This window comes from Streptomyces sp. NPDC048172 (assembly GCF_043202595.1).
GTDB lineage: Bacteria > Actinomycetota > Actinomycetes > Streptomycetales > Streptomycetaceae > Streptomyces.
Genome location: NZ_JBIDAT010000016.1, coordinates 26960 through 50532, shown reverse-complemented (window position 1 = coordinate 50532; position 23573 = coordinate 26960). Strand labels below are relative to the sequence as shown.

The window sequence follows — 23573 nt, the reverse complement described above, 5'->3', positions numbered from 1 at the left end:
GGTCGCCTCCTCTAGGGGACTCGGCGGGGGGGTCCGGGCATCTGGCCGCCCTGAATATGTGGCCGGGGGTGTGTGGGGGTGTGCGAGCGTACGGACGCTCGCACACCCCCACACACGCGTTCAGGGGCCGCGCGGGCGGCCCTACGACCAGCTCGCCACCAGGTAGCCGACTCCGTACGGGGCGTCGTCGTACAGCAGCCGTCCGGCCAGCCCCGCGCCCTCTCCCGCGCCCGCGAGGGTCTGCCAGGAGGAGCGGCCCGCGACGTTGAGCTCGTAGGCCAGCTCGGCGTCCAGGGCGAACAGGGCGGGGACGTCGGCGGAGCCGAGCGCGCGGGCGGCCTCGGCGTCGAAGGAGGCGGCACGGTCGTCGAAGTAGCCCGGGGCCTTGAGGGTGCGGCAGTTGCTGCCGTCGCCCATCACCAGCAGCGCCACCCTGTCGGCGCTGCTCGCCAGCTCCTTGCCGACCGAGGCGCAGCGCTCACGGGCGAGCGGCTCCCCGATGCCGAGGCCCTCGACGGGGGAGCCCGTCCAGTCCGTACGCTCCAGCAGCCAGGCTCCGACGGCGAGGGACGGCGGCAGTTCGCGGCGGGCCGGGTCGCCCTTGCCGAGGCTGACCTCCTGGTCGACCCCGAAGCCCCGGAAGGAGCCCCGGGCGCCCTGCGGGTGCGGCCCCCGGCCGGACTGCTCGGCGGGGCCGAGGACGTACAGCCGGTCGGGTCGGGCGGCCGCCAGGACGCCCACGGCGTCGTAACAGGCGGCGCGCGCGTCGTCCATCTCGGGGGCGGCCCCGCTGGCGACCTCGGGCACGAGAAGCGGCGGGCAGGGGCATACGGCTGCGGCGACAAGCATGGCGCGCAGCTTAAGGGGACTCGCCCCTTCTGCCCAGACTGCCCCGGCCGTGACTCACCCTCCCGTGCGAGGCCGCGCGGACTCGCACGGGAGGACGCCGCGCGTCAGCGGCGCCGGTCCTCCACGGACGCGTCCGCCGAGTCCCATTCCAGCTCGCAGACCCGGAAGTGGTACGGGTACTGCCGCTGGAACGACCCCTCGCCGAGCAGCAGCCAGCCGTCGGCCGTGCGGTAGAGCCGGTTGCGCTTGGGCGTCATCGGATGCCGCGGCTCATAGGCGCGGATGTACGGCTTCGCCAGCTCCTCGGCCTCGGCCCGGGTGTCCGCCTCGTACTCGGCGAGCAGATTGGCCGTCGACCAGGTCTGCCCGCCGTCCTCCACCACGATCACTCCCCACCGCGCCACCGCTCAGCAGACCTCGCAGCCGCTCTGCGCGACGGGCGGCGCCGGGGGCGCGCCGACGGAGGGCAGGCCGAGCATGACGCCCTGGCCGTTCGGCGCCTCCTCGGGGGCCGCCGTACGGCGCTCCCAGGCGTCTCCGGCGGGCGTGCGGCGCACGGCGGACACCGGGCCCTCGGCGAGGAGGTGGTGCGGCGCCGCGTAGGTGATCTCGACCGTCACCATGTCCCCGGGACGCACCGTCTCCTCGGGGCGGGTGAAGTGCACCAGGCGGTTGTCGGGCGCGCGGCCGGACAGGCGCCGCGTCGCGTCGTCCTTGCGGCCCTCGCCCTCGGCGACCATCAGCTCCAGGGTGCGGCCGACCTGCTTCTTGTTCTCCTCCCAGGAGATCTCCTCCTGGAGGGCGACCAGACGCTCGTAGCGCTCCTGGACGACCTCTTTGGAGATCTGCCCGTCCATCTCGGCGGCCGGTGTCCCGGGCCGCTTGCTGTACTGGAAGGTGAACGCCTGCGCGAAGCGGGCCTCGCGCACGACGTGCAGGGTCTCCTGGAAGTCCTCCTCGGTCTCGCCGGGGAAGCCGACGATGATGTCGGTGGACAGGGCCGCCTCGGGCATGGCCGCGCGGACCTTCTCGATGATGCCCAGGAAGCGCTCCTGGCGGTACGAACGGCGCATGGCCTTCAGCACGCGCGAGGAGCCCGACTGGAGCGGCATGTGGAGCTGCGGCATGACGTTCGGCGTCTCGGCCATGGCGGCGATGACGTCGTCCGTGAAGTCGCGCGGGTGGGGCGAGGTGAAGCGGACGCGCTCCAGGCCCTCGATGCCGCCGCAGGCCCGCAGGAGCTTGCTGAAGGCCTCGCGGTCGCCGATGTCCGACCCGTACGCGTTGACGTTCTGGCCGAGCAGGGTGATCTCGCTGACGCCCTCGGCGACCAGCGCCTCGACCTCGGCGAGGATGTCGCCGGGACGGCGGTCCTTCTCCTTGCCGCGCAGCTGCGGGACGATGCAGAACGTGCAGGTGTTGTTGCACCCGACGGAGACGGAGACCCAGGCCGCGTAGGCGCTCTCGCGGCGGGTGGGCAGCGTCGAGGGGAACGCTTCGAGGGACTCGGCGATCTCGACCTGCGCCTCCTCCTGGACACGTGCACGCTCCAGCAACACCGGCAGCTTGCCGACGTTGTGGGTGCCGAAGACCACGTCGACCCAGGGGGCCTTCTTCACGATGGTGTCGCGGTCCTTCTGCGCCAGGCAGCCGCCGACCGCGATCTGCATCCCGGGGCGGGCCGCCTTCTTGGGGGCGAGCTGGCCGAGATTCCCGTAGAGGCGGTTGTCCGCGTTCTCCCGCACGGCGCAGGTGTTGAACACGACGACATCCGCGGTGTCGGCGTCCTTGGGCGCGCGCACGTAACCGGCGTCCTCCAGCAGACCGGCCATCCGCTCGGAGTCGTGGACATTCATCTGGCAGCCGAACGTACGCAGCTCGTATGTCTTCGCAGTCATCTCAGTCGACCAGGGTACGCGCTCGCCACGGGCCCCCGCCCCTCCCTTCCCGACCTCGCTCCTGGCAGGATCCCGCCCATGGTCGGCCTGCGTCTTCCTGATTCCCGGACGAGGCGTCTGCTGTGGGCGGCGGGCGCCGTGGCCGTCGTGTGCGGGCTGCTCGCCTGGTGGCTCGTCCCGGGCTCCGGGCCGTCGCCGAGCGGGACGGTCACCTTCGGCACGGGCGTACGGACCGGGGTGTACGAGCGCTACGGGAAGCTCCTCAAGGAGCGGCTGGACGAGGACCTGCCGGACGTGGATCTGCGGCTGCGGCGCAGCCAGGGCTCGGTCGACAACGTCGAGCGGCTCGCCTCCGGGAAGGCCGACTTCACCATCGCGGCGGCGGACGCCGTCGCGGCCTACCAGCGCAGCGGCGGAAAGGACGCACGGCGCATCAGGGCGTGCGCGCGGCTGTACGACGACTACATGCACCTGGTCGTCCCCGCGGACTCCCCCGTGCGCAGCGCGAAGGACCTGAAGGGGCTGAAGGTCGGCGTCGGGGAGTCCCGTTCCGGGGTCTCGCTGATCGCGGGGCGGCTGCTGAAGGCGGCGGGACTCGATCCGCGCGGCGACGTCGAGCAGGTGCGCAGCGGGATCGACCGGATGCCAAGCCTGCTGGCCGAGGGGAAGCTGGACGCCTTCTTCTGGTCGGGCGGACTGCCCACCAGCGCGGTCGAGCGGCTCGCGGACCGTACCCGTATCCGTCTCGTGCAGCTCGGCGACCTGGTGCCCAGGCTGCACGCGCAGGAGCCCGAGACGCGCTACTACCGGGCCGCCGTGATGGCGCCCGACGCGTATCCCTCGGTGCAGCGCGGGAAGTCGGTGAAGACGGTGGCGGTGGCCAATCTGCTGCTGACCACGGACCGTGCCGACCCGGGGCTGACCGAGGCCATGACGCGCTCCGTGCTCAGGAGCCGCGACCAGATCGGCCGGAAGGTCCACGCGGCGCAGAAGGTGGACCTGCGCACCGCGATCTACACGGACCCGGTCGCGCTCCACGAGGGCGCCCGGCGGTACTACCGCGAGGAGAAGCCGTAGGGCGGAGGGTCCGGCGAGGGATTCCGCGGCGCCGCGGGTGGTAATCCCCTTCTGTATGCCCTCACGTACGCCCCCGCGTACGCCCCGTCCCGGCCGTCCGCGGGCCAGCGCCGCTAAGGAGCGTCTCCATGCATGACGACCGCCGCACTGTCGAAGACCGGCTGCGCCGCGTCCTGGACGAGCGCGTCAGGCCGTGCGTCCATACCGATCCGCAGCCGCTGACCGTCGAGCGCTGGGAGGCTCCGGGCGAGCCCGTTCCCGTCGCCGAGGCGCTCTCCGCGCCGTACGCTCCCGCGGCGGCCGGTGACGAGTGGGGACCCGCCTGGGGCACCACCTGGTTCCGGGTGACCGGACAGGTGCCGCACGCCTGGGCGGGCAGCACCGTGGAGGCGGTGCTCGACCTGGGCTTCGACCGCGACATGCCGGGCTTCCAGTGCGAGGGACTCGTCTACCGCCCGGACGGCGAGGCCGTGAAGGGGCTGCACCCGCGCAACTCCTGGGTGCGTATCGCCGGTCCGGCGTCCGGCGGGGAGCGCGTCGAGCTGTACGTGGAGGCGGCGTCCAACCCGATCGTCAACGTGCCGCAGACGCCGACGTACGAGGGCGACCGGCTCACCGCCTCCTCCCGGCCGCTCTACCGGCTGGCCCGGATGGACCTCACCGTCTTCCGGACGGAGGTGTGGGAGCTGGTCCAGGACCTGGAGGTGGCGGGCTCCCTGATGGAGGAGCTGCCGCTGGAGGACGCGCGGCGCTGGGAGCTGCTCAGGGCCGTCGAACGGACGCTGGACGCGCTGGACCTCCACGACGTGCCCGGCACGGCCGTACGGGCCCGTGAGCGGCTCGCACCGGCCCTCTCCTCCCCTGCCCGCGCCTCGGCGCACCGGGTGAGCGCGGTGGGCCACGCCCACATCGACTCGGCGTGGCTGTGGCCGCTGCGCGAGACCGTACGGAAGGTGGCGCGCACCGCGTCCAACATGGTGGCGCTGATGGACGACCATCCGGACTTCCTGTTCGCCATGTCGCAGGCGCAGCAGCTCGCGTGGATCAAGGAGCACCGCCCCGAGGTGTACGCGCGGGTGAAGAAGAAGGTCGCGGACGGACAGTTCGTCCCGGTGGGCGGCATGTGGGTCGAGTCGGACACGAACATGGTCGGCGGGGAGGCCATGGCGCGGCAGTTCCTCTACGGGAAGAAGTTCTTCCTGGACGAGTTCGGCATCGAGACCCGTGAGGTGTGGCTGCCGGACTCCTTCGGCTATACGGCGGCCATGCCGCAGCTCGTGAAGCTGTCCGGGTCGAAATGGTTCCTCACGCAGAAGATCTCCTGGAGCCAGACCAATCCCTTTCCGCACCACACCTTCTGGTGGGAGGGGATCGACGGGACGCGGATCTTCACCCATTTCCCGCCGGTCGACACCTACAACTCGCGCCTGAGCGGCAGGGAGATGGCCCACGCCGCCCGCAACTTCCGCGAGAAGGGGGCCGCTTCCCGTTCCCTCGCCCCCTTCGGGTACGGCGACGGGGGCGGCGGCTCGACCAGGGAGATGCTGGCCCGTGCCGCGCGGCTGCGCGATCTGGACGGTTCGCCCAGGGTGACGGTGGAGAAGCCCGCGGCCTTCTTCGAGAAGGCCCACGCGGAGTACCCGGACGCGCCCGTATGGGCCGGTGAGCTCTATCTGGAGCTGCACCGGGGCACGTACACCTCCCAGGCGAAGACCAAGCAGGGCAACCGGCACAGCGAGTCCCTGCTGCGCGAGGCCGAGCTGTGGGCGGCCACGGCGGCGGTCCGTACGGGCGGCTACGTCTATCCGTACGAGCACCTGGAACAGCTGTGGAAGACCGTGCTGCTGCACCAGTTCCACGACATCCTTCCGGGCTCCTCCATCGCCTGGGTGCACCGGGAGGCCCGCGAGACGTACGCCAGGGTCCGTGCCGAGCTGGAGGGGATCATCGACGGCGCACAGCGGGCGCTCGCGGGCGAGGGCGACCGCGCGGTCGTCTTCAACGGCGCCCCGCACGCCCGGGACGGTGTGCCCGCGGGCGGGGCCGCCCCCGCGCCGGACCGTACCGGCGCCCCCGTGACCGTCGGGGAGCGTCCGCGCGGTGGCTGGACGCTCGACAACGGCCTGCTGCGCGTCGAGGTGGACGGGCGGGGGCTGGTCGTCTCCGCGTACGACAGGGAGGCGGAGCGCGAGGCCGTGGCGCCGGGGCACGCCGCCAACCTCCTCCAGGTGCACCCGGACTTCCCGAACCACTGGGACGCCTGGGACATCGACTCCTTCTACCGCAACACCGTCACCGATCTGACGCACGCGGACGAGCTGACCGTCGCGGAGACGGACGGTCGGAGCGCGACCGTACGGGTGGGCCGTTCGTTCGGCGCATCCACCGTCGTGCAGGAGCTGACCCTGCGCGCGGGGAGCAAGGTGCTCCTCGTCGGCACGGAGGTCGACTGGCAGGAGAGCGAGCGGCTGCTGAAGGCGGCGTTCCCGCTGGACGTGAAGGCCGACAGGTCGGCGGCGGAGACCCAGTTCGGGCACGTCTTCCGGCCGACCCACACGAACACCTCCTGGGAGGCGGCGAAGTTCGAGATCTGCGCGCACCGCTGGCTCCAGGTCGAGGAGCCCGGCTGGGGCGCGGCCCTGGTGAACGACTCGACCTACGGGCACGACGTCACCCGCGACATCCGGGAGGACGGCGGCCAGACGACGACCGTACGGCTGTCCCTGCTCCGCGCGCCCCGCTACCCGGACCCGGAGACCGACCAGGGCGTCCACAGCATGCGCTACGGGCTGGCCCCGGGCGCCTCGGTCGGGGACGCCGTACGAGAAGGGCACCGGATCAACCTTCCGGAGCGCACGGTCACGGGCGGCGCCTCCTCCGTCGCTCCTCTTGTGAGGGTCGACAGCGACCAGGTGGTGGCCGAGGCGGTGAAGCTCGCGGAGGACCGGAGCGGCGATGTCGTGGTGCGGCTCTACGAGTCGCACGGAGGGCGCGGAACGGCCACCCTCGCGCCGGGCTTCCCCGTCACGTCGGTGACCGAGACGGACCTGCTGGAACGGCCGCTGCCGGGCGGGCACCACTCCTGGGAGGAGGGCGGGGACGTACGGGTGACGCTGCGGCCCTTCCAGATCCTCACGCTGCGTCTGGGGCGTTCCTCGGCACGGTGATCAGGACGCGCAGGCCGCGCGGCTCGTTGGGCGCGAAGGAGAGCCGCGCGCCGCCCGCCTCCAGCAGGGCGCGGGTGATGGACAGGCCGAGCCCGGAGCCGGAGACGTTCTGGTGGCGGCCGCTGCGCCAGAAGCGGTCGCCGACGCGCTCCCTCTCCTCCTCGGTCAGCCCGTCCCCGCCGTCCGCCGTCTCGACCGTCACCCACTCCCCCTCGGCCGTGACGGTCACGGTCACCTCACCCCCCTCGGGCGTGAACTTGAGCGCGTTGTCGACCACCGCGTCCAGGGCGCTGGACAGTGCGACAGGGTCGGCCCATCCGGTGGCGGCGGACTGTCCGGCGGCGCGGAGGGTGACACCTTCGCGCTCGGCGACGGGCAGCCAGGAGCCGACCCTTTCGGCGGCCAGCGCCGCGATGTCGGTGAGCGCCACATGGGCGGCGTCGGCGTGCTCGGCCAGGGCGAGGTCCAGCAGGTCGTCCAGCACCCGGGCGAGGCGCTTGCCCTCCGCCCGTACGGACGCCATTTCCTCGCTCCCCTCCGGCAGCTCCAGGCCGAGCACCTCGATGCGGAGCAGCAGCGCGGACAGGGGGTTGCGCAACTGGTGGGAGGCGTCGGCGACGAAGGCCCGCTGCTGTTCGAGGGCGCCCTCGACGTGGTCGGCCATCTCGTTGAAGTGGTGCGCCAGCCTGCGCAGCTCGGGCGGCCCTCCGGAGGCGGCCACCCGGGAGGCGAACTGTCCCGTGGCGATCTCGGCGGTGGCCCGGTCGAGCGTACGGACGGGACGCAGCACCCAGCCGGTCAGCCGGAGCGCGGCGCCGACCGCGAGGAGCATCGCGGCGGCCTCGCCCGCGGCGATGGCGAGCCAGCCCTTGAGGATGCGGGAGCGCATCTGCCCGGTGGGCGAGTCGGTGAGGACGACGGCGGCGACGTCACCGTCCCGGATGACGGGCGAGGCGACGGCGATGCGCCCGTCCTGCCAGGGCCACACCTGCGGCGGGTCGTGGCTGCGGCGTCCGGCCAGCGCCTCGGCGAAGGCGCGGGCCCCGTCGGCCTCGTCCTTCTCCGGGACCTTCCAGCGGCCGGGTGCGGCCGCCATGGCACGGCCGTCGCGGTAGAAGACCCCGGCCCGGATGCCGTAGAGGTCGTGGTACCGCTCCAGCTCGCCCCGCAGGGTCTCGCGGCGCTCCCCCGGTTCGCTGGGCGCGGTCACGAACTGGGCGAGCGAGGCGAACCGGGCGGTGTCGTCGATCCGGTCCACCACGACGCGCTGCTGCTCGGCGGCGGCCTGGCTGACGGCGAGGGGGAAGCCGAGGGCGAGCAGGACACCCGCGAGCAGGATGAGGAGCAGCGGGAGGAGGCGTGAGCGCACGGTCGTCGTTCCTGTCGGCCGAGCGGCGCTCAGGCGCCCTGCGCCGACATGCGGTACCCCACGCCGCGGACGGTCTCGATCAGCGTGGGACGGCGCAGCTTGGAGCGCAGGGAGGCGACGTGCACCTCCAGGGTGCGCCCGGTGCCCTCCCAGCTCGTGCGCCACACCTCGCTGATGATCTGCTCCCGCCGGAAGACGACGCCGGGGCGCTGCGCGAGCAGGGCCAGCAGGTCGAACTCCTTACGGGTCAGCGGCACCTCCGTACCGTCCACCCGGACCTGCCGGGTGGGCAGCTCGATGGTGACGGCGCCGAGCGTGAGCGTGCCCTCAGCGGCCCCCGGGTCCCCCTCGGTCTCCCCGGCGGGGCGCGCCTGTCCCACGCCGTCCTCGGGGGCCCTGCGGCGGCTCACGGCGTGGATACGGGCGAGCAGCTCCCCCATGTCGTACGGCTTGACCACGTAGTCGTCGGCGCCGAGGTTCAGCCCGTGTATCCGGGAGCGGACGTCGGCGCGGGCCGTCACCATGATCACCGGGGTGGAGGTGGTCCGGCGGATACGGCCGCAGACCTCGAAACCGTCCTGGTCGGGCAGGCCCAGGTCGAGCAGGACGACGTCGAAGCCGCACGCGCCGGAGCCGGGCTCGCCCGGCAGCAGCTCGCGCAGCGCCTCGGCGCCGCTGCGGACGTGCACCGCCTCGAACCCGTGGCGGGTCAGCACGGCGGAGAGCGCGGTGGCGACGTGGTCGTCGTCCTCGACGAGGAGCAGCCTCATGCCCCGCCCTCCTTTCCCGTGTGCCGTTGTCACGTCGCGTGTGCCGTCGTCACGCGCGCCGTGCCGTGCCGTGCCGTGCCGTACAGAAACCCCCCGCATCCACCCCGATAAGCCCGGGTGAGTCAAGGGGCTTCCGGTCGCCCACGGGGATCCGTTATACAGCCGGTACGGCCGGTGCGGCCGCAGCCCCGTGAGCACCCTGCCGGGAGTCGGCAGGAGCCCTGGGAGACGCCGTTCCACGGGGTGGCGTCCCCTTTACCCAGTGTGCCCGGTTGCGGCCAGATCGTTATCCTCAATTTCCGCTCAGATGTAATGACGCTGATGGCAGCGGCTCACTAGGGTCCTCGCAACCGACGAGGACGGAGCTGTACGCCGATGAGCGAAGTATCGGTGACCAAGGACGCGGAGGGCCCCCAGCCGGGGACCGACAAGCTGGTTTCACTGGACAACGTCAACAAGCACTTCGGTGCGCTGCATGTCCTCCAGGACATCGACCTGTCCATCGCGCGAGGCGAGGTCGTCGTCGTCATCGGCCCCTCGGGCTCCGGCAAGTCCACGCTGTGCCGCACCATCAACCGCCTGGAGACGATCGACTCGGGCCACATCTCCGTCGACAGCAAGCCGCTGCCGCAGGAGGGCAAGGAACTGGCGAAGCTGCGTGCCGACGTCGGCATGGTCTTCCAGTCCTTCAACCTCTTCGCGCACAAGACGGTGCTCGAGAACGTGACGCTGGGCCAGGTCAAGGTCCGCAGGACGGACAAGCGGGCCGCCGAGGAGAAGGCCCGCACCCTGCTCGACCGGGTCGGCGTGGGCAACCAGGCCGACAAGTACCCGGCGCAGCTCTCCGGCGGTCAGCAGCAGCGGGTCGCCATCGCCCGGGCGCTCGCGATGGACCCGAAGGTGATGCTCTTCGACGAGCCCACCTCGGCCCTCGACCCCGAGATGATCAACGAAGTGCTGGAAGTCATGCAGCAGTTGGCGCGGGACGGCATGACGATGGTCGTCGTCACGCACGAGATGGGCTTCGCCCGGTCCGCCGCGAACAGGGTCGTCTTCATGGCCGACGGCCGGATCGTGGAGGAAGCCACTCCGGACCAGTTCTTCAGCAACCCGCGCAGCGACCGCGCCAAGGACTTCCTCTCGAAGATCCTGCACCACTAGGCACCGCAGAGCACCGCCGACGGCGCGTCTCGCCAACGACTGTTCGAGCAAGGGATACCCACTATGAAGCTCCAGAAGACCGCCGCCTCCGCGGCCGTGATCCTGGCTCTCGCCGCCACCGCGGCCTGCGGTGGCAAGGAAGGCTCCGCCGGCGACGAGCAGGGCGGCAAGACCGACGAGAAGGCGCTGCCGACCTACAAGGTCGCCAAGGACGTCAAGGTCGACTCGTCGGTGCTGAAGGCCGCCCAGAAGCGCGGCAAGATCGTCATCGGCGCCAAGGCCGACCAGCCGTACCTGGGCTTCCAGGACCAGTCGACGAAGAAGTACTCGGGCTTCGACATCGAGATCGCCAAGATGATCGCGGCGGACCTCGGCTTCTCCGAGAAGCAGATCAAGTTCGAGACGGTCGACTCCGGCGCCCGCGAGCAGGCGGTCCGCAAGGGTGACGTGGACCTGATGATCGGCACGTACACGATCAACCCGGAGCGCAAGAAGCAGGTCGACTTCGCCGGTCCGTACTACCACGCGGGCGCCGCGCTGCTGGTCCGCAAGGACGAGAAGAAGATCACCGGCCCGGAGACCGTCAAGGGCAAGAAGGTCTGCTCGATCGTCGGCTCCACCCCGCTCCAGGAGATCAAGAAGCCGAAGTACGGCGGCAAGGTCACCGAGCTGGCCAAGTACTCGGACTGCGTCAAGCAGCTCGTCGACGGCCAGGTCGACGCGGTCACCACCGACGACGCGATCCTCAAGGGCTACGCGGCCGACAACCCGAAGAAGCTGAAGGTCGTCGGCAAGCCCTTCACCGACGAGCCCTACGGCGTCGGCATGAAGAAGGGCGACAACGCCCTGCAGAAGGCCGTCGCGGACGCCCTGGTCGCGCACCAGGAGAACGGCGACTACAAGAAGGCGTACGACGCCACTCTCGGCAAGTCGGGCTCGAAGTTCCAGGAGCCGCCGGCCCTCGAGGAGAAGTGACCCAGCGGGAGGCCTCCGGGCCTCCCGCCTCTTCTCGCCACCCCCCTGAACCCCTGCTCGTACGGGCGTGACCGCACCGTTCGTACGGGCAGGGCTCACACCCCTGTCCGAAACGCCGCCGGACTCCGGCCCGCGGAGACGAGACACTCTATGGATGTACTGCTCGACAATCTGGATCTGTTCCGCGAGGGGTTCGTCGGAACCCTGTCCCTGACAGTCACCAGCGCACTGCTCGCACTCGTGCTGGGCCTGATCATCGCCGGATTCCGCGTCTCACCGGTGCCGCCCCTGCGGCTGTTCGGCACGGTTTACGTCACGCTGCTGCGCAACACCCCGCTGACCCTGCTGTTCCTGGTCGCGTTCTTCGTGGTGCCGCAGGTCCTCTTCCCGGGGATCGACTCCTTCCTGCTCGCGGTCGTCGCGCTCGGGATGTACACCTCCTCGTACATCTCCGAGGCCATCCGCTCCGGCATCAACACGGTGCCGCTGGGGCAGGCCGAGGCCGCGCGCAGCATCGGCATGACGTTCACCCAGACCCTGCGGATGATCGTGCTGCCCCAGGCGACCAGGACCGCGCTGCCGCCGCTGAGCAGCTTCCTCATCGCCCTGACGAAGAACTCGGCCATCGCGGGCGCGTTCAACAACGTCGACCTGTTCAACATCCAGAAGACGCTGAGCAACGAGGGCTACAACATCCTCGTGATCTTCATCTGGATCACGCTCGGGTACCTGGTCATCACCTTCGCCATCAGCGGCCTCTTCCGGCTGCTGGAGCGCCGTATGGAGGTCGCCCGATGAGCGCGAGCGTGCTCTACGACGCTCCGGGCCCCAAGGCCCGGGCACGCAACATCGTCTACTCCGTCATCGGCTCCATCCTGGTCATCGGCCTGGTCGCACTGATCGTGTACCGGCTGTACGACAAGGGCGAGTTCGAGGGCGCCAAGTGGGACATCTTCAACTACTCGGGCATCCGCGAGAACATCGTCGACGGACTGCTCGCCACCCTGAAGGTGTTCGCGATGGCCGCCGTGCTGTCGCTGGTCCTCGCCGTCGTCCTCTGTGTGGGACGGCTCTCCGAGCACAAGCCGGTCCGGTGGGTCGCCACGGCCTTCGTCGAGCTGTTCCGCTCGATCCCGCTGCTCATCACCATCTTCGCGCTGTGGGTCGGCATCGTGGACGCCCTGCTGCCGATCAGCGTCAGCATCAAGCCGATGTGGGCGCTCGTGATCGGCCTGGGCATCTACAACGCCTGCGTCCAGGCCGAGGTGCTGCGCGCGGGCATCAACTCGGTGCCCAAGGGCCAACGCGAGGCCGCCTACGCCATCGGCATGCGCAAGACGCAGGTCATGATGACCATCCTGATGCCGCAGGCCGTACGGGCGATGATGCCGACGATCATCAGCCAGCTGGTGGTGACCCTCAAGGACACCTCACTGGGTTACATCATCCTCTACCCGGAGCTCCTCCAGACCGCGCGTCTGATCGCCTCCAACACGACGGTGAACGGCGACTACCCGTACGTCCCCACGGTCATCGTCATCGGCACCATCTACATCGTGCTCTGCCTCGCCCTCTCGGCCCTGGCCACCTGGATCGAGAAGCGCGGACGGCGCGCGAAGACGGGCATCAAGCCCGCTGACGCCGCGCCGCCCGCCGAGGCGGGACAGGCACAGCTCTGACCCACCGCCCGCGCGGCACAGGTCAGCACGGAGGCGGCGGTCCCCAAGGGGGCCGCCGCCTCCGTCACTTGACGCCCGCACAGGCAGTGGGTTGCATACGATCGTGATCGTGCACCAGGCTCCACCAGGAACCGCGAACCCCGGCCCCCGTCAGCACCACCAGGGCTGTGAGGTCTCTCCGCTGTGGACCCGGTGATCGTCGTCGGTGCCGGACCGACCGGACTCGCACTCTCGCTCCATCTCGCCCGTCACGCCGTCCCCTCCGTCGTCCTGGACGCCACGGACGGCAGAGCGACACGCAGGGCAGCGCGTACGTGCGTACTGCGCCCCGACACCGCCGCGAGCCTGCCCCGGCTCACCGGGCTGCGCTGGCACTCCTGGCGCGCGGAGCGGCGCGCACAGCTCGTCGAACGCGTCGAGCTCGACGGGGAGACCTCGCCCCTCCACATCGAGCAGCACCAGCTGGAACGGGCGCTGCGCACGGCGCTTGACGGCGAGAAGCTCGCCCGTGTCGTCCCGAACAGCCATGTCGACGTGCTGGAACAGGACGCCGACGGGGTCACCACGCACACCCGGGGCGACAGCGGCACCTGGTGGCGCGGGAGCTACGCCGTCGGCTGCGACGGCGCCCGCTCGACCGTGCGGAAGCTGCTCGGGGTCCGCTTCCCCGGCCACACGGCGGTCGAACGGCACGCCGTCGCCGCGCTCCGCGTCCAGCTCCCCTGGGAGGACGAGGCGCTGCTGCACCGCGACCCCGGCGGCAAGCCCGGCGAGGTGACGGCGCGGCCGCTGCCCGGCGGCGTGTGGCGGCTCGACTGGCTGCTGCCGCCGCGCGGCGACCTCGTCACCCCCGAGGAGATGCTGGAGCGCGTCCAGGACACCCTGTCCCTCTGGTTCGGCGCGGCGGCCGGGAACGGGGCCGGCACCCCCGGTCCGTACGAGCTGGTCGACACCGGCGTGCACACCGCGCACCAGCGGCTCGCCCGGCACTGGCGCGTGGACCGCACGTTCCTGGCGGGCGACGCGGCGCACCTCCAGGGCGCGCTCGGCATCCAGTCCGTCGACGAGGGGCTGCGCGACGCGGCCAACCTCGCCTGGAAGCTCGCCCTCGCCTGGCACCACGGCCACGACAGTGCGGCGGGCGTCCTGCTCGACAGCTACGAAGCGGAACGGCGCGGCGCCGTCGGCTCCCGGCTGCGCGCCGTCGACCAGGCACTGCCGCTCGTCCGGCGCGGCGGCGGACTGCGCGCGCTGCTGCCGGGAGGCGGCGCACGGGCGCACCTCGGGCTGCTCACGGACGGCCACCTGGGGCGCGGACTGCTGGGCGCGCCCGCCGCGTACGCCCGTACGCCCCTGCGGCCCCGGCGCGGAACCGTCTCCACCGTCCCCGTCGGCACGGCCCCGGGCGCCCCGGTGCGCGACGTGCCGGTGACCGCGACGGACGGGACCCGGGGGCGTTTGCGCGACTGGCTGTGCGGCAGCGGGGGCGAGCTGCTGGTGGTGCTGATAGCGCCCGGTACGGGCGTGTGGGACAGCCGCCACTGGCTGCAGGCGGGGATGATGCCCGAACTTGCCGCCGCCGTCGACGGCCTCCCCCTGCGGGCCACACTGCTCGTCGCGGAGAGCTACCCGGGCGCGGCGGCGCACACGGTCCTCGTGATCCGCGCCGACGGCCACCTCACGGCCGCACTGCCCGCCGCCCGCCCGGCGGAACTCCTCCTGTGCGCACGGGCCGTACGGGGCGAGGCCGAGGTGATCGACGTGCCACGGCGCTCCTAGAGCCTCCTTGTTCTCAGCCTCCCCGCTCTTAGAACTCCCTTAGAAGCGCTGACCATTGTGGCGCTCATGGATCGTTCTGAGACACCTCGGCACCGCGCCGGGCAGTGGGACCCGAAGAAGCGGAATCGGAACCTGGCGCTCGGGATCACCGCCGGAGCCGTGCTCGCCGCCACCACCGCGACGGCGGGCTACGCGTCCCTCGCCGCTCCCGACTCCTCGTCCGACACCTCGCCCGATGCCTCCTCCGCCGCTCCGGCGCCGCGTGCCCACGGCCGTACCGTCGACTTCTCCGTACGCGGTGGCACCGCCCGCGTCGACACGTCCACGCTGCGCGTCACGGGACGTACGGGCGGCGGCCGTACGCTCCCCGTCTCGGACGCGGCGGCCGACAAGCTGGGCACGCCGGGCACGGTCACGGTGGAGGGCTCCACGGCCGCCTGGTCGTACCCGTCGGCCGGGCTGCGCGTCAGCGCCGCGAGCGAGAAGGGGCGGCTGCGGATGACCGTACGCGCGGACTCCGACCGCACCCTTGCGTGGCCGGTCACCGGCCAGGGCACGGGGGCCTCTCGGAAGGCATCGCTCCAGATACCGCGCGGCGAGGGCCTGTCGGTGCCCGTCGCGGACACCTTCTGGAACGGGAAGAAGGCCGGACTCGCGGGCTCCGAGGCCGACCTCGCGGGCGGCGGCTCGCTCACGCTGCCGCTGTGGGGCTATGCGTCGGGCGGACACGGCGTCAGCTACCTGGTGCCCGAGAACGTCGGCACCTCGCTCGGCTTCACCTCCACGGGAGGCAAGCTGCACGCCACGGCGACGCATGACTTCTCGGGCCGGGAGAAGACCCGTTCGTACACGGTCACCTTCGCGCTGACGTCCGGCTCGCCCGTCGCACCTGCCGAGGACTACCGCCGCTGGCTCGACGAGCACGGGCAGGTCCGCACCCTGAAGGAGAAGATCGCCCGCAACCCGGAGATCCGGAAGCTCCTCGGCGCCGAGCACGCCTATCTGTGGGGCGGGGCGCGGAGCGAGAAGGCCGTACGGAAGCTCGGGCGGCAGGGCAGCACCCGCCTCTGGCTCGGCTACGACGCGGACGGCAGGCCCATGAGCGGGCACGCGGTGTCCACGGCGAAGAAGCAGGGGTACGTGGTCGGCCCGTACGACTCCTACGACAACGGGCAGGACCCCGGCTCCGCCGACACCCCCGTGGCCAAATGGCCGGGCACGGTCTACCCCGACTACTGCGTGCGGGACCGCAAGGGGAAGATCAAGACCGGCTTCGGCGGCCGGGGGTGCTACCTCAGCTCACAGGCGTTCGCCCAGTCGGAGCCGAGCAGGCGCTATCTGGCCACGCACACGGAGAAGATGACCGCCAACGGCGTCAACAGCGTCTTCGTCGACGTCGACGCGGCGGGCGAACTCTTCAGCGACTTCACCCCCTCCCACCCCATGACGAAGAAGCAGGACCGGGCCAACCGCATGGACCGGATGCGCGTTCTGGCCGACCGCGACCGGCTGGTCCTCGGCTCGGAGTCGGCGGTCTCCTGGTCGGCGCCCGTCCTCGCCTTCAACCACGGCTCGCAGACGCCCGTGAACGACGCCCTGTGGAAGCTCCAGAACGACAAGAAGACCTGGGGCGCCTACTACCCCGCCACCGCTCCGGGCCACTTCTTCAAGCCCGTACGGCTGCCTGCCTCGCTCGCCACGTCCCTGTACGACCCGGCGTACCGCGTCCCGCTCTACCAGACCGCGCTGCACGACTCCCTGATCAGCACCGACCGCTGGGAGATGCCCTACGGCAAGCTGCCGGAGCAGAAGACGGACCGCGCGCTGATGTCCGTGCTCTACAACACCCCGCTCAACTTCGCGCTCAGTGACAAGAATCTGGACTCGGCAGGGAACGAAATGGCCGCCCTCCAGCGGTACTTCGCGCCGCTCCACAGGGCGGCGGGCACCGAACGCATGACGGACTTCCGCCACCTGACCCGCGACCACCGGGTCCAGCGCTCGACCTTCGGCCACGGCACCCTCCGCGTCACCGCGAACTTCGGCACCAGCCCCTACGGCTCGCTCCCCGGCGGCTGCGTGGACGCCAAGCTGAAGAACGAGCCCAAGCCGCGTCGCCTGTGCCCGGGCCGAGTTTGAGCCGGACACAGACTCAAGCTTGAGCCCGGCACAGACCCCCGAGCTTGAGCCGGGCCAGGTCCACCCGGTCCAGGCCAGGGGCGGGCCTGGGGCGGGCCTGGGCATCGGCTCCTGTCAGAGGTCCGGGAGGTGCTCGTCCAGGATCTCCGGGTCTTCGCCCTCCTCCTCCAGCGCGCGGCGCACCACGCGCAGGGCGAGCCCTTCGGGATAGCCCTTGCGGGCCAGCATCCCGGCCAGGCGGCGCAGCCGCCGGTCCCTGTCCAGGCCGCGGGTGGAGCGGAGCTTCCGCTCCACCAGGGCCCGGGCGGTCTCCTCCTCCTGCTCGGAGTCGAGCATGCCGACGGCCTCGTCGATCACCGCCGAGTCCACGCCCTTGGTGCGCAGCTCACGCGCGAGCGCCCGGCGCGCGAGGCCTCGGCTGTGGTGCCGGGACTCGACCCACGCCTCCGCGAACGCGGAATCGTCGATCAGGCCCACGTCCTCGAAGCGGGCGAGGACCTCCTCGGCGGCCTCGTCCGGGATCTCCCTCTTCTTCAGTGCTTCGGCGAGCTGCTGCCGGGTCCGGGGAGTCCCGGTGAGCAGGCGCAGGCAGATGGCGCGCGCCCGCTCGACCGGGTCCTTCGGCTCCGGAGGCCGCTCCCCCCGGCCCCCGCACCGTCCCCCCTCGTCGCGCGCCTCGCGGTCCCCCCGTATACCGCGAGACGTGCGCGACGGTCCCGCCTCGGCCCTCGACGGGGCGGGACCGCCGCTGTCCTGGAAGCCGGGGCCGGGACCGCCGTCCCGCCCCGCGCGCTCCGGGATCTCCGCATGCACCGGCCAGTCGGTGCGCCGTGTCACGGATCAGCTCTTGGCGGCAGCGGCCTTGGACGTCTTCGACGTCTTGGCGGCCTTCGTCGCCGGAGCGGGAACCGTCTTGGCCGCGTCGTCCGCCGCGCCGGAGGTGTCTGTCCCCGCTGCCCCTGCTGCCCCCGCGGCCTCCGGACCGCTCGCCGCGTCCGCCCCAGGCTCCGCCTCCGGAGCCTCAGGCTGGACGCCGATGCCCAGCTTCTCCTTGATCTTCTTCTCGATCTCGTTGGCGAGATCAGGGTTGTCCTTGAGGAAGTTGCGCGCGTTCTCCTTGCCCTGGCCGAGCTGGTCGCCCTCGTAGGTGTACCAGGCACCGGACTTGCGGACGAAGCCGTGCTCCACGCCCATGTCGATCAGGCCGCCCTCGCGGCTGATCCCCTCGCCGTAGAGGATGTCGAACTCGGCCTGCTTGAAGGGCGGCGCGACCTTGTTCTTGACGACCTTGACGCGGGTGCGGTTGGCGACGGCCTCGGTGCCGTCCTTGAGGGTCTCGATACGGCGGATGTCGAGCCGCACCGACGCGTAGAACTTCAGCGCGCGGCCACCGGTCGTGGTCTCCGGGGAGCCGAACATGACGCCGACCTTCTCGCGGAGCTGGTTGATGAAGATCGCGGTGGTCTTGGAGTGGTTGAGCGCACCGGCGATCTTCCGCAGGGCCTGGCTCATCAGCCGGGCCTGGAGACCGACGTGGGAGTCGCCCATCTCGCCCTCGATCTCCGCACGGGGCACGAGCGCCGCGACGGAGTCGATGACGATCAGGCTGAGGGCACCGGAGCGGACCAGCATGTCGGTGATCTCGAGGGCCTGCTCGCCGTTGTCCGGCTGGGAGAGGATCAGCGAATCGGTGTCGACGCCGAGCTTCTTCGCGTATTCGGGGTCGAGGGCGTGCTCCGCGTCCACGAAGGCGACCGTGCCGCCGGCGCGCTGGGCATTGGCCACCGCGTGGAGGGTCAGGGTCGTCTTGCCGGAGGACTCCGGTCCGTACACCTCCACCACGCGGCCTCGCGGCAGGCCGCCGACGCCGAGGGCCACATCGAGCGCGGTCGCGCCGGTGGGGATGACCTCGATCGGTTCGTTCGGCCGGTCACCCATGCGCATCACGGCGCCCTTACCGAATTGCCGTTCAATCTGTGCGAGCGCGGCGTCGAGCGCCTTCTCGCGGTCGGTTCCTGCCATGGGTGCCACCCGGGTGTTTGCTTGAGTCGATCGCTTCACGTTTCAAGACGCTAGCGCCTGCCACTGACAATCGGCCCGGCCCCGGTCCCTGCCGCGGTCCGGCCTCGCCGGTCCACCCATGAGAATCGATGTTCGATTTTCACGTCAAGTCACCTGGGATCACTGTGGATAACTTTGAGAAGGCGCAGGTCAGGAGGGACGACGACGCGCCCGGGTGCCCCATTTGACCCGTTCGTCCGCCACGTCGTAGCGCTTCACGTACGCCCCGAGGAAGCCCTGGAGCGTCGCCGTGGCAGGGATCGCGATGAGCGCGCCGATCACTCCCAGCAGCGAGGTGCCCGCGATCACCGAGCCGAAGGCGACCGCCGGGTGGATGTCCACGGTCCGCGCGGTGATCCTCGGCTGCAGGATGTAGTTCTCCACCTGCTGGTAGGCGGTCACGAACACCAGCACCCACACCGCCGACCACGGGTCCACCGTGAAGGCGATCAGCATCGGCAGCGCCCCGGCGAGATAGGTGCCGACCGTGGGGACGAACTGCGAGACCACCCCGACCCAGGCCGCCAGCGCGGGCGCGTACGGCACGCCGATCAGCTGCAGGAAGATGTAGTGCGCGACGCCGGAGACCAGGGCCATCAGCACCCGCGAGTAGAGGTAGCCGCCGGTCTTGGTCACCGCGATCTCCCAGGCGCGCAGCACCTCGGCCTGGCGCGAGGGCGGCAGCACGGAGCACAGCGCGGCCCGCAGCCGCGGCCCGTCGGCCGCGAAGTAGAACGTGAACAGGCAGACCGTCAGCAGCTGGAAGACCCCGCCCAGCACGGTCGCGGAGATGCCCCAGACGTTCTGCGCGCCGCTCTGCACGTACTGGCGCACCCAGTCGGAATGGATCACGCCGGACTGGAGACTGTCGACGTCGAGGTCGGTGTGGAACGTCTGGTTGATCCAGCTCACCACGTCGCTCACGTACGACGGCAGATTCTCGATGATCTTTGTGATCTGGTCGGCGAACACCGAGCCCAGCGCCGCGAGGAACCCGCCCGCCGCCGCCAGAGTGATCACGAACACGATCCCGGTCGCCAGCCCGCGCCGCATCCCGCGCGCGGCCAGCCCGTCCACCGCGGGCTCCATGGCGAGCGCGAGGAAGAACGAGATCAGGATGTTCAGGAGCAGCCCGAGCACACGGTCGAACGCCCAGCTCAGGAGCTGGTAGCAGCCGAGCAGCAGCAGCGCCAGGACGAGTGCCCTGGGCAGCCAGCGCGGCATCCGCCGGTCCCGCGCGTCCGCGTCCGCATCACCACCGGCACCGACACCGGCACCAGCACGCCGGTCTTCGTCCCGGCCGTCATCCCGGCCGTCGTCCCGGTCCTCGCTCCGGCCGTCGTCCTGGCCGCCGTCGCCGCCCTGGGCGTCGCTCTCGGATGCTCCCACCCGGCAAGTTTCGCGTCACGGGACAGAACGCCCCGTAAACGACTCACCTCTTGTGAGACGGGACGTCCATGGCACCGCAGACCACCCGCCAGACGTCCTTCGCCTCCCAGCCCGCGTCGAGCGCCTCGCGCACGGTCCGGCCTCCCAATTCGGACATCACATGGTCGCGCGCGAAGGAGTCCGCGTACGCCTCACCGAAGTGGTCCGCCATCCGCTGCCAGAAGTCCGTCAACCGCATGCCCTCAGTATCCCGCCCTCGGGGTCGGCTCCCGCCGACGGCCGTGACCGGGCCGCCGCCTGGGCCTACGGTCGGAGAATGGCTCCTTCTGGAACGACTCCTCTCTCCCGTGCCGAGCACTTCATCTGGCTGACGGCACGCGTCCTGGAGCAGCGGCGCTTCGAACACGACTTCCTGGACGGTGACCCTGACGCCGTCGAGACGGCACTCGACGCCTACCGCAACACCGACGGCGGCTACGGCCACGCCCTGGAGCCCGATCTGCGCGGCCCCGTCAGCCAGCCGTTGCACACGGCCACCGCGCTGCGCGTGCTGGACGGCATCGGACGCTGCGCGGGGCAGCGGGTGGAACGGATCGGCCGCTACCTGACGCACGTGTCCACGCCCGAGGGGGCGCTGCCCGCGCTCCATCCGTCCCTGCGCGGCTATCCGGCGGCGCCCTGGATCCCCGTCGTGGACGATCCCCCGAGCGACCTGCTGGCGACCGCGCCCGTGGTCGGCACGCTGCACCGCAACAGCGTCTGGCACGCCTGGCTGTTCCGGGCGACGGACTTCTGCTGGTCCGCCGTCGAGTCCCTGGAGAAGACCCATCCGTACGAGGTGGAGGCGGCCCTCGTCTTCCTGGACGGCGTACCCGACCGGCCGCGTGCCGAGGCGGCGGCCGAGCGGCTGGGCGGCCTGGTGCGCGAGCAGCGGCTGGCGGTGACGGAGCCCGGCAAGGAGGTCGACTTCCCCGTGGCGGACGGGTACGCGCCGGGCGAGCACCACTACGTGACGGACTTCGCCCGCTCCCCCGACTCGCTGGCCCGCCGCTGGTTCACCGACACGGAGCTGGAACGCGGCCTGGAGCACCTCGCGGCCGCACAGCGCGAGGACGGCGGCTGGGACATCAACTGGCGCTCATGGGCGCCCGGTACGGCGCTCGAAGGACGTCCCCTGGTGACCCTGGAAGCCCTGCGGACGCTCCGCGCGTACGGACGTCTCTAGCCGCTCCGACCGCCCCTCAACCGGTCACCGCGCGGACGCCGGCGGTGACCAGTACGGCGGCGCCGACGACGACCAGGAAGGGCGCGCGCAGCACCAGTGCGACAGCTGCGGCGCCCAGCCCGGCCGCCTTGGCGTCGAGGACGAGGGCACTGCCGTCCCCGAAGGTCTGCTGCGCGGTCAGGGCCGCGAGCAGCGCCACGGGGACGAGCGCGGCCAGCTTCCTGACCAGCGGGCGTTCCAGCGCGCCCTCGGGCACGGACAGGCCGAGCAGTTTGACCAGGTAGCAGCCCGCCGCCGTCAGGCCGATCGCGATCCAGACGCTCATCGGGGACCCTCCTCCCGCTTCTCGCTCCGTCCCGGCCGTACGCCCCTCCCGGCGGGGGTCAGCCGGTGTCCCGTCAGCACAAGAGGCGCCGCGAGGGCGGCCACCAGCACCGGTACGCCCGCGGGCAGTACGGGCAGCAGCCCGAGTCCCAGGACGACCGCGACCGCCGCCGTGACCCGTTCGGCGAGGGTGCGCAGCATCGGTGCCAGGAGGGCGAGGAAGACGGCGGGCCCCGCGGCGTCCAGTCCCCACGCCTTCGTGTCGCCCAGTGCCCCGGCCCCGAGGGCGCCCAGGAGCGTGGTGAGGTTCCACAGGACGAAGAGGGTGGCACCGGTGACGGTGAAGCCGATCCGCGCGGAGCGCCTGTCGGGCTGGGCGAGGGCGACGACGGAGGTCTCGTCGATCACCCAGTGCGCCGCGGCGGGGCGCACTCCGCGCGGAAGGCGCAGCAGGGTGGACAGGCTCAGCCCGTAGAAGGCGTTCCTGGTGCCCAGGAAGAACGCCCCGGCGGCTGCCGTCAGCGGGCTGCCACCCGCCGCCAGCGCGCTGACCAGTGCGAACTGCGAGGCTCCGGTGAACACGAACAGGCTGAGCGCACACGCCTGCGCCAGGCTGATGCCGGAGCCCACCGCGGTCACCCCGAAGGCGAACCCGGAGAGCCCGACGGCCACACCGACGCCGAGCGCGTCCCGTACGACCGCGCGGTCGGGGCGGGTCTCCCCCGGCGGCGGATCCGGGGAAGCGGGGGAAGCGGGCTCCGGCTCCGTGGAGTCTGTCTGCTGAGGCACGTCGGGGACGCTAGGCGGCCTCGGGCCCTCCGGTCTTGTACGTTCTTGCGCGTTCACGCTGGTAGGCACCGGGCGGCACACCGATGATGCGGCCGAAGTGCCGCGTCAGGTGCGGCTGGTCGGTGAACCCCACGGCCGTCGCGGCCTCCGCGGGCGGCGTACCGGCGTCCAGCAGGGCGCGGGCCCGGCGCACCCGGGCGTCGGTCAGCCAGGCGTGCGGCGGCATCCCGTACGTCTCCCGGTAGGCGCGCAGCAGCGCGAACGGGCTGGTGCCCAGCTCGGCCGCGAGCTGCTCCAGGGTGGGCGGGCCGGTCATCCGCTCCTCCAGTACGGCGCGTGCGCGCTCGGCATGGCGCGCGCCCGCCGTGCGCACCTCTCGTACCGGAAGGGGCGCGCCGTGGCGTCGCAGCAGCCGCGCCACGGCGACCCGCATCAGGGTGTCGGCGGCGAGCGCGTTGCCCTCCTCGGCGGCGCGGTGGACCTCGCGGACGAGGCGGGCCGAGCCCGGGTCGTCGACGGCGGGGACGGCGAATCCGGGGGTGCCCCGGAAACCGGCGGTCTCGGCCGCGATGGCGGCGACGAGCCCGGCGTCCGGGTAGAGCACGTCGTACCGCCAGCCCTCGGGCACCCCGGCGTGCCCGGTGTGCGAGGTGTCCGGGTTGATCAGAGCCAGCCCGCCGGGGCCCACCCGGTGGACCGTACCGCCGTGGTGGAACGCCTCCACGCCCTCGGCTATCGCCGCGATGACGTACGTCGCGTGCGTGTGCCGGAGGAACGTCTTGTGGATGTAGCGGGCACGCAGCAGGTCCACCCCCGGCAGCTCCGGGGGCCGCCAGTGCCGTGCGCTCTCCCCTGTCCCCATCCGCCCATTGTGCGACGCCACAGGTCGCCGGGGCCGCCCGGCGGAGCCCGCAGTGCCCCG

General features: G+C 71.6%; 21 protein-coding genes. 9 read left to right on the top strand and 12 right to left on the bottom strand.

Annotated features, from left to right (window positions below; all coding sequences use genetic code 11):
• Window positions 1-141 precede the first annotated feature (141 nt).
• The 3 genes from ACGF3A_RS42190 to miaB all read right to left on the bottom strand — a co-directional run bounded on the left by ACGF3A_RS42190 (window position 142) and on the right by miaB (window position 2747).
• Window positions 142-849: a class III extradiol dioxygenase subunit B-like domain-containing protein gene (locus ACGF3A_RS42190; protein WP_393736325.1), complete on the bottom strand. Its 708-nt coding sequence runs from the start codon at window positions 847-849 to the stop codon at window positions 142-144.
• Window positions 850-953: 104 nt separating this feature from the next.
• Window positions 954-1232, bottom strand: coding sequence for a hypothetical protein (locus ACGF3A_RS42185; RefSeq protein WP_393736323.1), 279 nt, complete (start codon window positions 1230-1232; stop codon window positions 954-956).
• Window positions 1233-1256: 24 nt separating this feature from the next.
• On the bottom strand, window positions 1257-2747 hold the full coding sequence (gene miaB / locus ACGF3A_RS42180) for a tRNA (N6-isopentenyl adenosine(37)-C2)-methylthiotransferase MiaB (RefSeq protein WP_393736321.1): 1491 nt from the start codon (window positions 2745-2747) through the stop codon (window positions 1257-1259).
• Window positions 2748-2825: 78 nt separating this feature from the next.
• On the opposite strand from miaB, the gene ACGF3A_RS42175 reads away from it, so the two are divergent.
• Both ACGF3A_RS42175 and ACGF3A_RS42170 read left to right on the top strand, forming a co-directional pair.
• The gene (locus ACGF3A_RS42175; RefSeq protein ID WP_393736319.1) at window positions 2826-3824 is read left to right on the top strand and encodes a TAXI family TRAP transporter solute-binding subunit; all 999 of its coding nucleotides are present in this window, start codon (window positions 2826-2828) and stop codon (window positions 3822-3824) included.
• A 128-nt stretch (window positions 3825-3952) separates the two neighbouring features.
• Window positions 3953-6991, top strand: coding sequence for an alpha-mannosidase (locus ACGF3A_RS42170; RefSeq protein ID WP_393736317.1), 3039 nt, complete (start codon window positions 3953-3955; stop codon window positions 6989-6991).
• On the opposite strand, the gene ACGF3A_RS42165 is transcribed toward ACGF3A_RS42170, so the two are convergent.
• Both ACGF3A_RS42165 and ACGF3A_RS42160 read right to left on the bottom strand, forming a co-directional pair.
• Window positions 6957-8360: an ATP-binding protein gene (locus ACGF3A_RS42165; RefSeq protein ID WP_393736315.1), complete on the bottom strand. Its 1404-nt coding sequence runs from the start codon at window positions 8358-8360 to the stop codon at window positions 6957-6959. The genes ACGF3A_RS42170 and ACGF3A_RS42165 overlap by 35 nt on opposite strands.
• Before the next feature lie 29 nt (window positions 8361-8389).
• The gene (locus ACGF3A_RS42160) at window positions 8390-9130 is read right to left on the bottom strand and encodes a response regulator transcription factor (protein WP_393736313.1); all 741 of its coding nucleotides are present in this window, start codon (window positions 9128-9130) and stop codon (window positions 8390-8392) included.
• Between the two features lie 375 nt (window positions 9131-9505).
• On the opposite strand from ACGF3A_RS42160, the gene ACGF3A_RS42155 reads away from it, so the two are divergent.
• The 6 genes from ACGF3A_RS42155 to ACGF3A_RS42130 all read left to right on the top strand — a co-directional run bounded on the left by ACGF3A_RS42155 (window position 9506) and on the right by ACGF3A_RS42130 (window position 16863).
• Complete coding sequence (locus ACGF3A_RS42155; RefSeq protein WP_393736310.1) at window positions 9506-10291, top strand: amino acid ABC transporter ATP-binding protein; 786 nt, start codon at window positions 9506-9508, stop codon at window positions 10289-10291.
• Between the two features lie 63 nt (window positions 10292-10354).
• Complete coding sequence (locus tag ACGF3A_RS42150) at window positions 10355-11266, top strand: glutamate ABC transporter substrate-binding protein (protein ID WP_393736308.1); 912 nt, start codon at window positions 10355-10357, stop codon at window positions 11264-11266.
• Window positions 11267-11416: 150 nt separating this feature from the next.
• Complete coding sequence (locus tag ACGF3A_RS42145) at window positions 11417-12064, top strand: amino acid ABC transporter permease (RefSeq protein WP_393736306.1); 648 nt, start codon at window positions 11417-11419, stop codon at window positions 12062-12064.
• Window positions 12061-12945, top strand: coding sequence for an amino acid ABC transporter permease (locus ACGF3A_RS42140; protein ID WP_393736303.1), 885 nt, complete (start codon window positions 12061-12063; stop codon window positions 12943-12945). Before ACGF3A_RS42145 ends, ACGF3A_RS42140 begins: the two co-directional genes overlap by 4 nt.
• A 183-nt stretch (window positions 12946-13128) precedes the next feature.
• Window positions 13129-14724, top strand: a complete 1596-nt coding sequence (locus ACGF3A_RS42135) for an FAD-dependent monooxygenase (protein ID WP_393736301.1) — start codon at window positions 13129-13131, stop codon at window positions 14722-14724.
• Between the two features lie 66 nt (window positions 14725-14790).
• Complete coding sequence (locus ACGF3A_RS42130; protein ID WP_393736298.1) at window positions 14791-16863, top strand: glycoside hydrolase; 2073 nt, start codon at window positions 14791-14793, stop codon at window positions 16861-16863.
• A 114-nt stretch (window positions 16864-16977) separates the two neighbouring features.
• On the opposite strand, the gene recX is transcribed toward ACGF3A_RS42130, so the two are convergent.
• The 4 genes from recX to ACGF3A_RS42110 all read right to left on the bottom strand — a co-directional run bounded on the left by recX (window position 16978) and on the right by ACGF3A_RS42110 (window position 20551).
• On the bottom strand, window positions 16978-17700 hold the full coding sequence (gene recX, locus ACGF3A_RS42125; RefSeq protein ID WP_393736296.1) for a recombination regulator RecX: 723 nt from the start codon (window positions 17698-17700) through the stop codon (window positions 16978-16980).
• 3 nt (window positions 17701-17703) lie between these two features.
• The gene (gene recA / locus ACGF3A_RS42120) at window positions 17704-18885 is read right to left on the bottom strand and encodes a recombinase RecA (protein ID WP_393736294.1); all 1182 of its coding nucleotides are present in this window, start codon (window positions 18883-18885) and stop codon (window positions 17704-17706) included.
• Between the two features lie 189 nt (window positions 18886-19074).
• The gene (locus ACGF3A_RS42115) at window positions 19075-20313 is read right to left on the bottom strand and encodes an AI-2E family transporter (RefSeq protein ID WP_393736292.1); all 1239 of its coding nucleotides are present in this window, start codon (window positions 20311-20313) and stop codon (window positions 19075-19077) included.
• A gap of 43 nt (window positions 20314-20356) precedes the next feature.
• Window positions 20357-20551, bottom strand: a complete 195-nt coding sequence (locus tag ACGF3A_RS42110; protein WP_393736290.1) for a DUF3046 domain-containing protein — start codon at window positions 20549-20551, stop codon at window positions 20357-20359.
• Window positions 20552-20629: 78 nt separating this feature from the next.
• On the opposite strand from ACGF3A_RS42110, the gene ACGF3A_RS42105 reads away from it, so the two are divergent.
• On the top strand, window positions 20630-21538 hold the full coding sequence (locus tag ACGF3A_RS42105; protein ID WP_393736288.1) for a hypothetical protein: 909 nt from the start codon (window positions 20630-20632) through the stop codon (window positions 21536-21538).
• Between the two features lie 16 nt (window positions 21539-21554).
• Here the strand turns inward: ACGF3A_RS42105 and ACGF3A_RS42100 are convergent, their stop codons facing one another.
• Genes ACGF3A_RS42100 through ACGF3A_RS42090 form a run of 3 tightly spaced genes read right to left on the bottom strand, consistent with a single transcriptional unit; the run spans window position 21555 to window position 23513 of the window.
• The gene (locus tag ACGF3A_RS42100; RefSeq protein ID WP_393736286.1) at window positions 21555-21863 is read right to left on the bottom strand and encodes an AzlD domain-containing protein; all 309 of its coding nucleotides are present in this window, start codon (window positions 21861-21863) and stop codon (window positions 21555-21557) included.
• Complete coding sequence (locus ACGF3A_RS42095) at window positions 21860-22651, bottom strand: AzlC family ABC transporter permease (protein ID WP_393736284.1); 792 nt, start codon at window positions 22649-22651, stop codon at window positions 21860-21862. Before ACGF3A_RS42095 ends, ACGF3A_RS42100 begins: the two co-directional genes overlap by 4 nt.
• Before the next feature lie 10 nt (window positions 22652-22661).
• Window positions 22662-23513, bottom strand: a complete 852-nt coding sequence (locus ACGF3A_RS42090) for an AraC family transcriptional regulator (protein WP_393736281.1) — start codon at window positions 23511-23513, stop codon at window positions 22662-22664.
• Window positions 23514-23573 lie beyond the last annotated feature (60 nt).

Bases quoted from the DNA above. Each gene is read 5' to 3' on its own strand.
- ACGF3A_RS42190 (WP_393736325.1), bottom strand. From the start codon at position 849: ATGCTTGTCGCCGCAGCCGTATGCCCCTGCCCGCCGCTTCTCGTGCCC.
- miaB (WP_393736321.1), bottom strand. From the start codon at position 2,747: ATGACTGCGAAGACATACGAGCTGCGTACGTTCGGCTGCCAGATGAAT.
- ACGF3A_RS42175 (WP_393736319.1), top strand. From the start codon at position 2,826: ATGGTCGGCCTGCGTCTTCCTGATTCCCGGACGAGGCGTCTGCTGTGG.
- ACGF3A_RS42170 (WP_393736317.1), top strand. From the start codon at position 3,953: ATGCATGACGACCGCCGCACTGTCGAAGACCGGCTGCGCCGCGTCCTG.
- ACGF3A_RS42160 (WP_393736313.1), bottom strand. From the start codon at position 9,130: ATGAGGCTGCTCCTCGTCGAGGACGACGACCACGTCGCCACCGCGCTC.
- ACGF3A_RS42155 (WP_393736310.1), top strand. From the start codon at position 9,506: ATGAGCGAAGTATCGGTGACCAAGGACGCGGAGGGCCCCCAGCCGGGG.
- ACGF3A_RS42150 (WP_393736308.1), top strand. From the start codon at position 10,355: ATGAAGCTCCAGAAGACCGCCGCCTCCGCGGCCGTGATCCTGGCTCTC.
- ACGF3A_RS42145 (WP_393736306.1), top strand. From the start codon at position 11,417: ATGGATGTACTGCTCGACAATCTGGATCTGTTCCGCGAGGGGTTCGTC.
- ACGF3A_RS42140 (WP_393736303.1), top strand. From the start codon at position 12,061: ATGAGCGCGAGCGTGCTCTACGACGCTCCGGGCCCCAAGGCCCGGGCA.
- ACGF3A_RS42130 (WP_393736298.1), top strand. From the start codon at position 14,791: ATGGATCGTTCTGAGACACCTCGGCACCGCGCCGGGCAGTGGGACCCG.
- recA (WP_393736294.1), bottom strand. From the start codon at position 18,885: ATGGCAGGAACCGACCGCGAGAAGGCGCTCGACGCCGCGCTCGCACAG.
- ACGF3A_RS42110 (WP_393736290.1), bottom strand. From the start codon at position 20,551: ATGCGGTTGACGGACTTCTGGCAGCGGATGGCGGACCACTTCGGTGAG.
- ACGF3A_RS42105 (WP_393736288.1), top strand. From the start codon at position 20,630: ATGGCTCCTTCTGGAACGACTCCTCTCTCCCGTGCCGAGCACTTCATC.
- ACGF3A_RS42100 (WP_393736286.1), bottom strand. From the start codon at position 21,863: ATGAGCGTCTGGATCGCGATCGGCCTGACGGCGGCGGGCTGCTACCTG.
- ACGF3A_RS42090 (WP_393736281.1), bottom strand. From the start codon at position 23,513: ATGGGGACAGGGGAGAGCGCACGGCACTGGCGGCCCCCGGAGCTGCCG.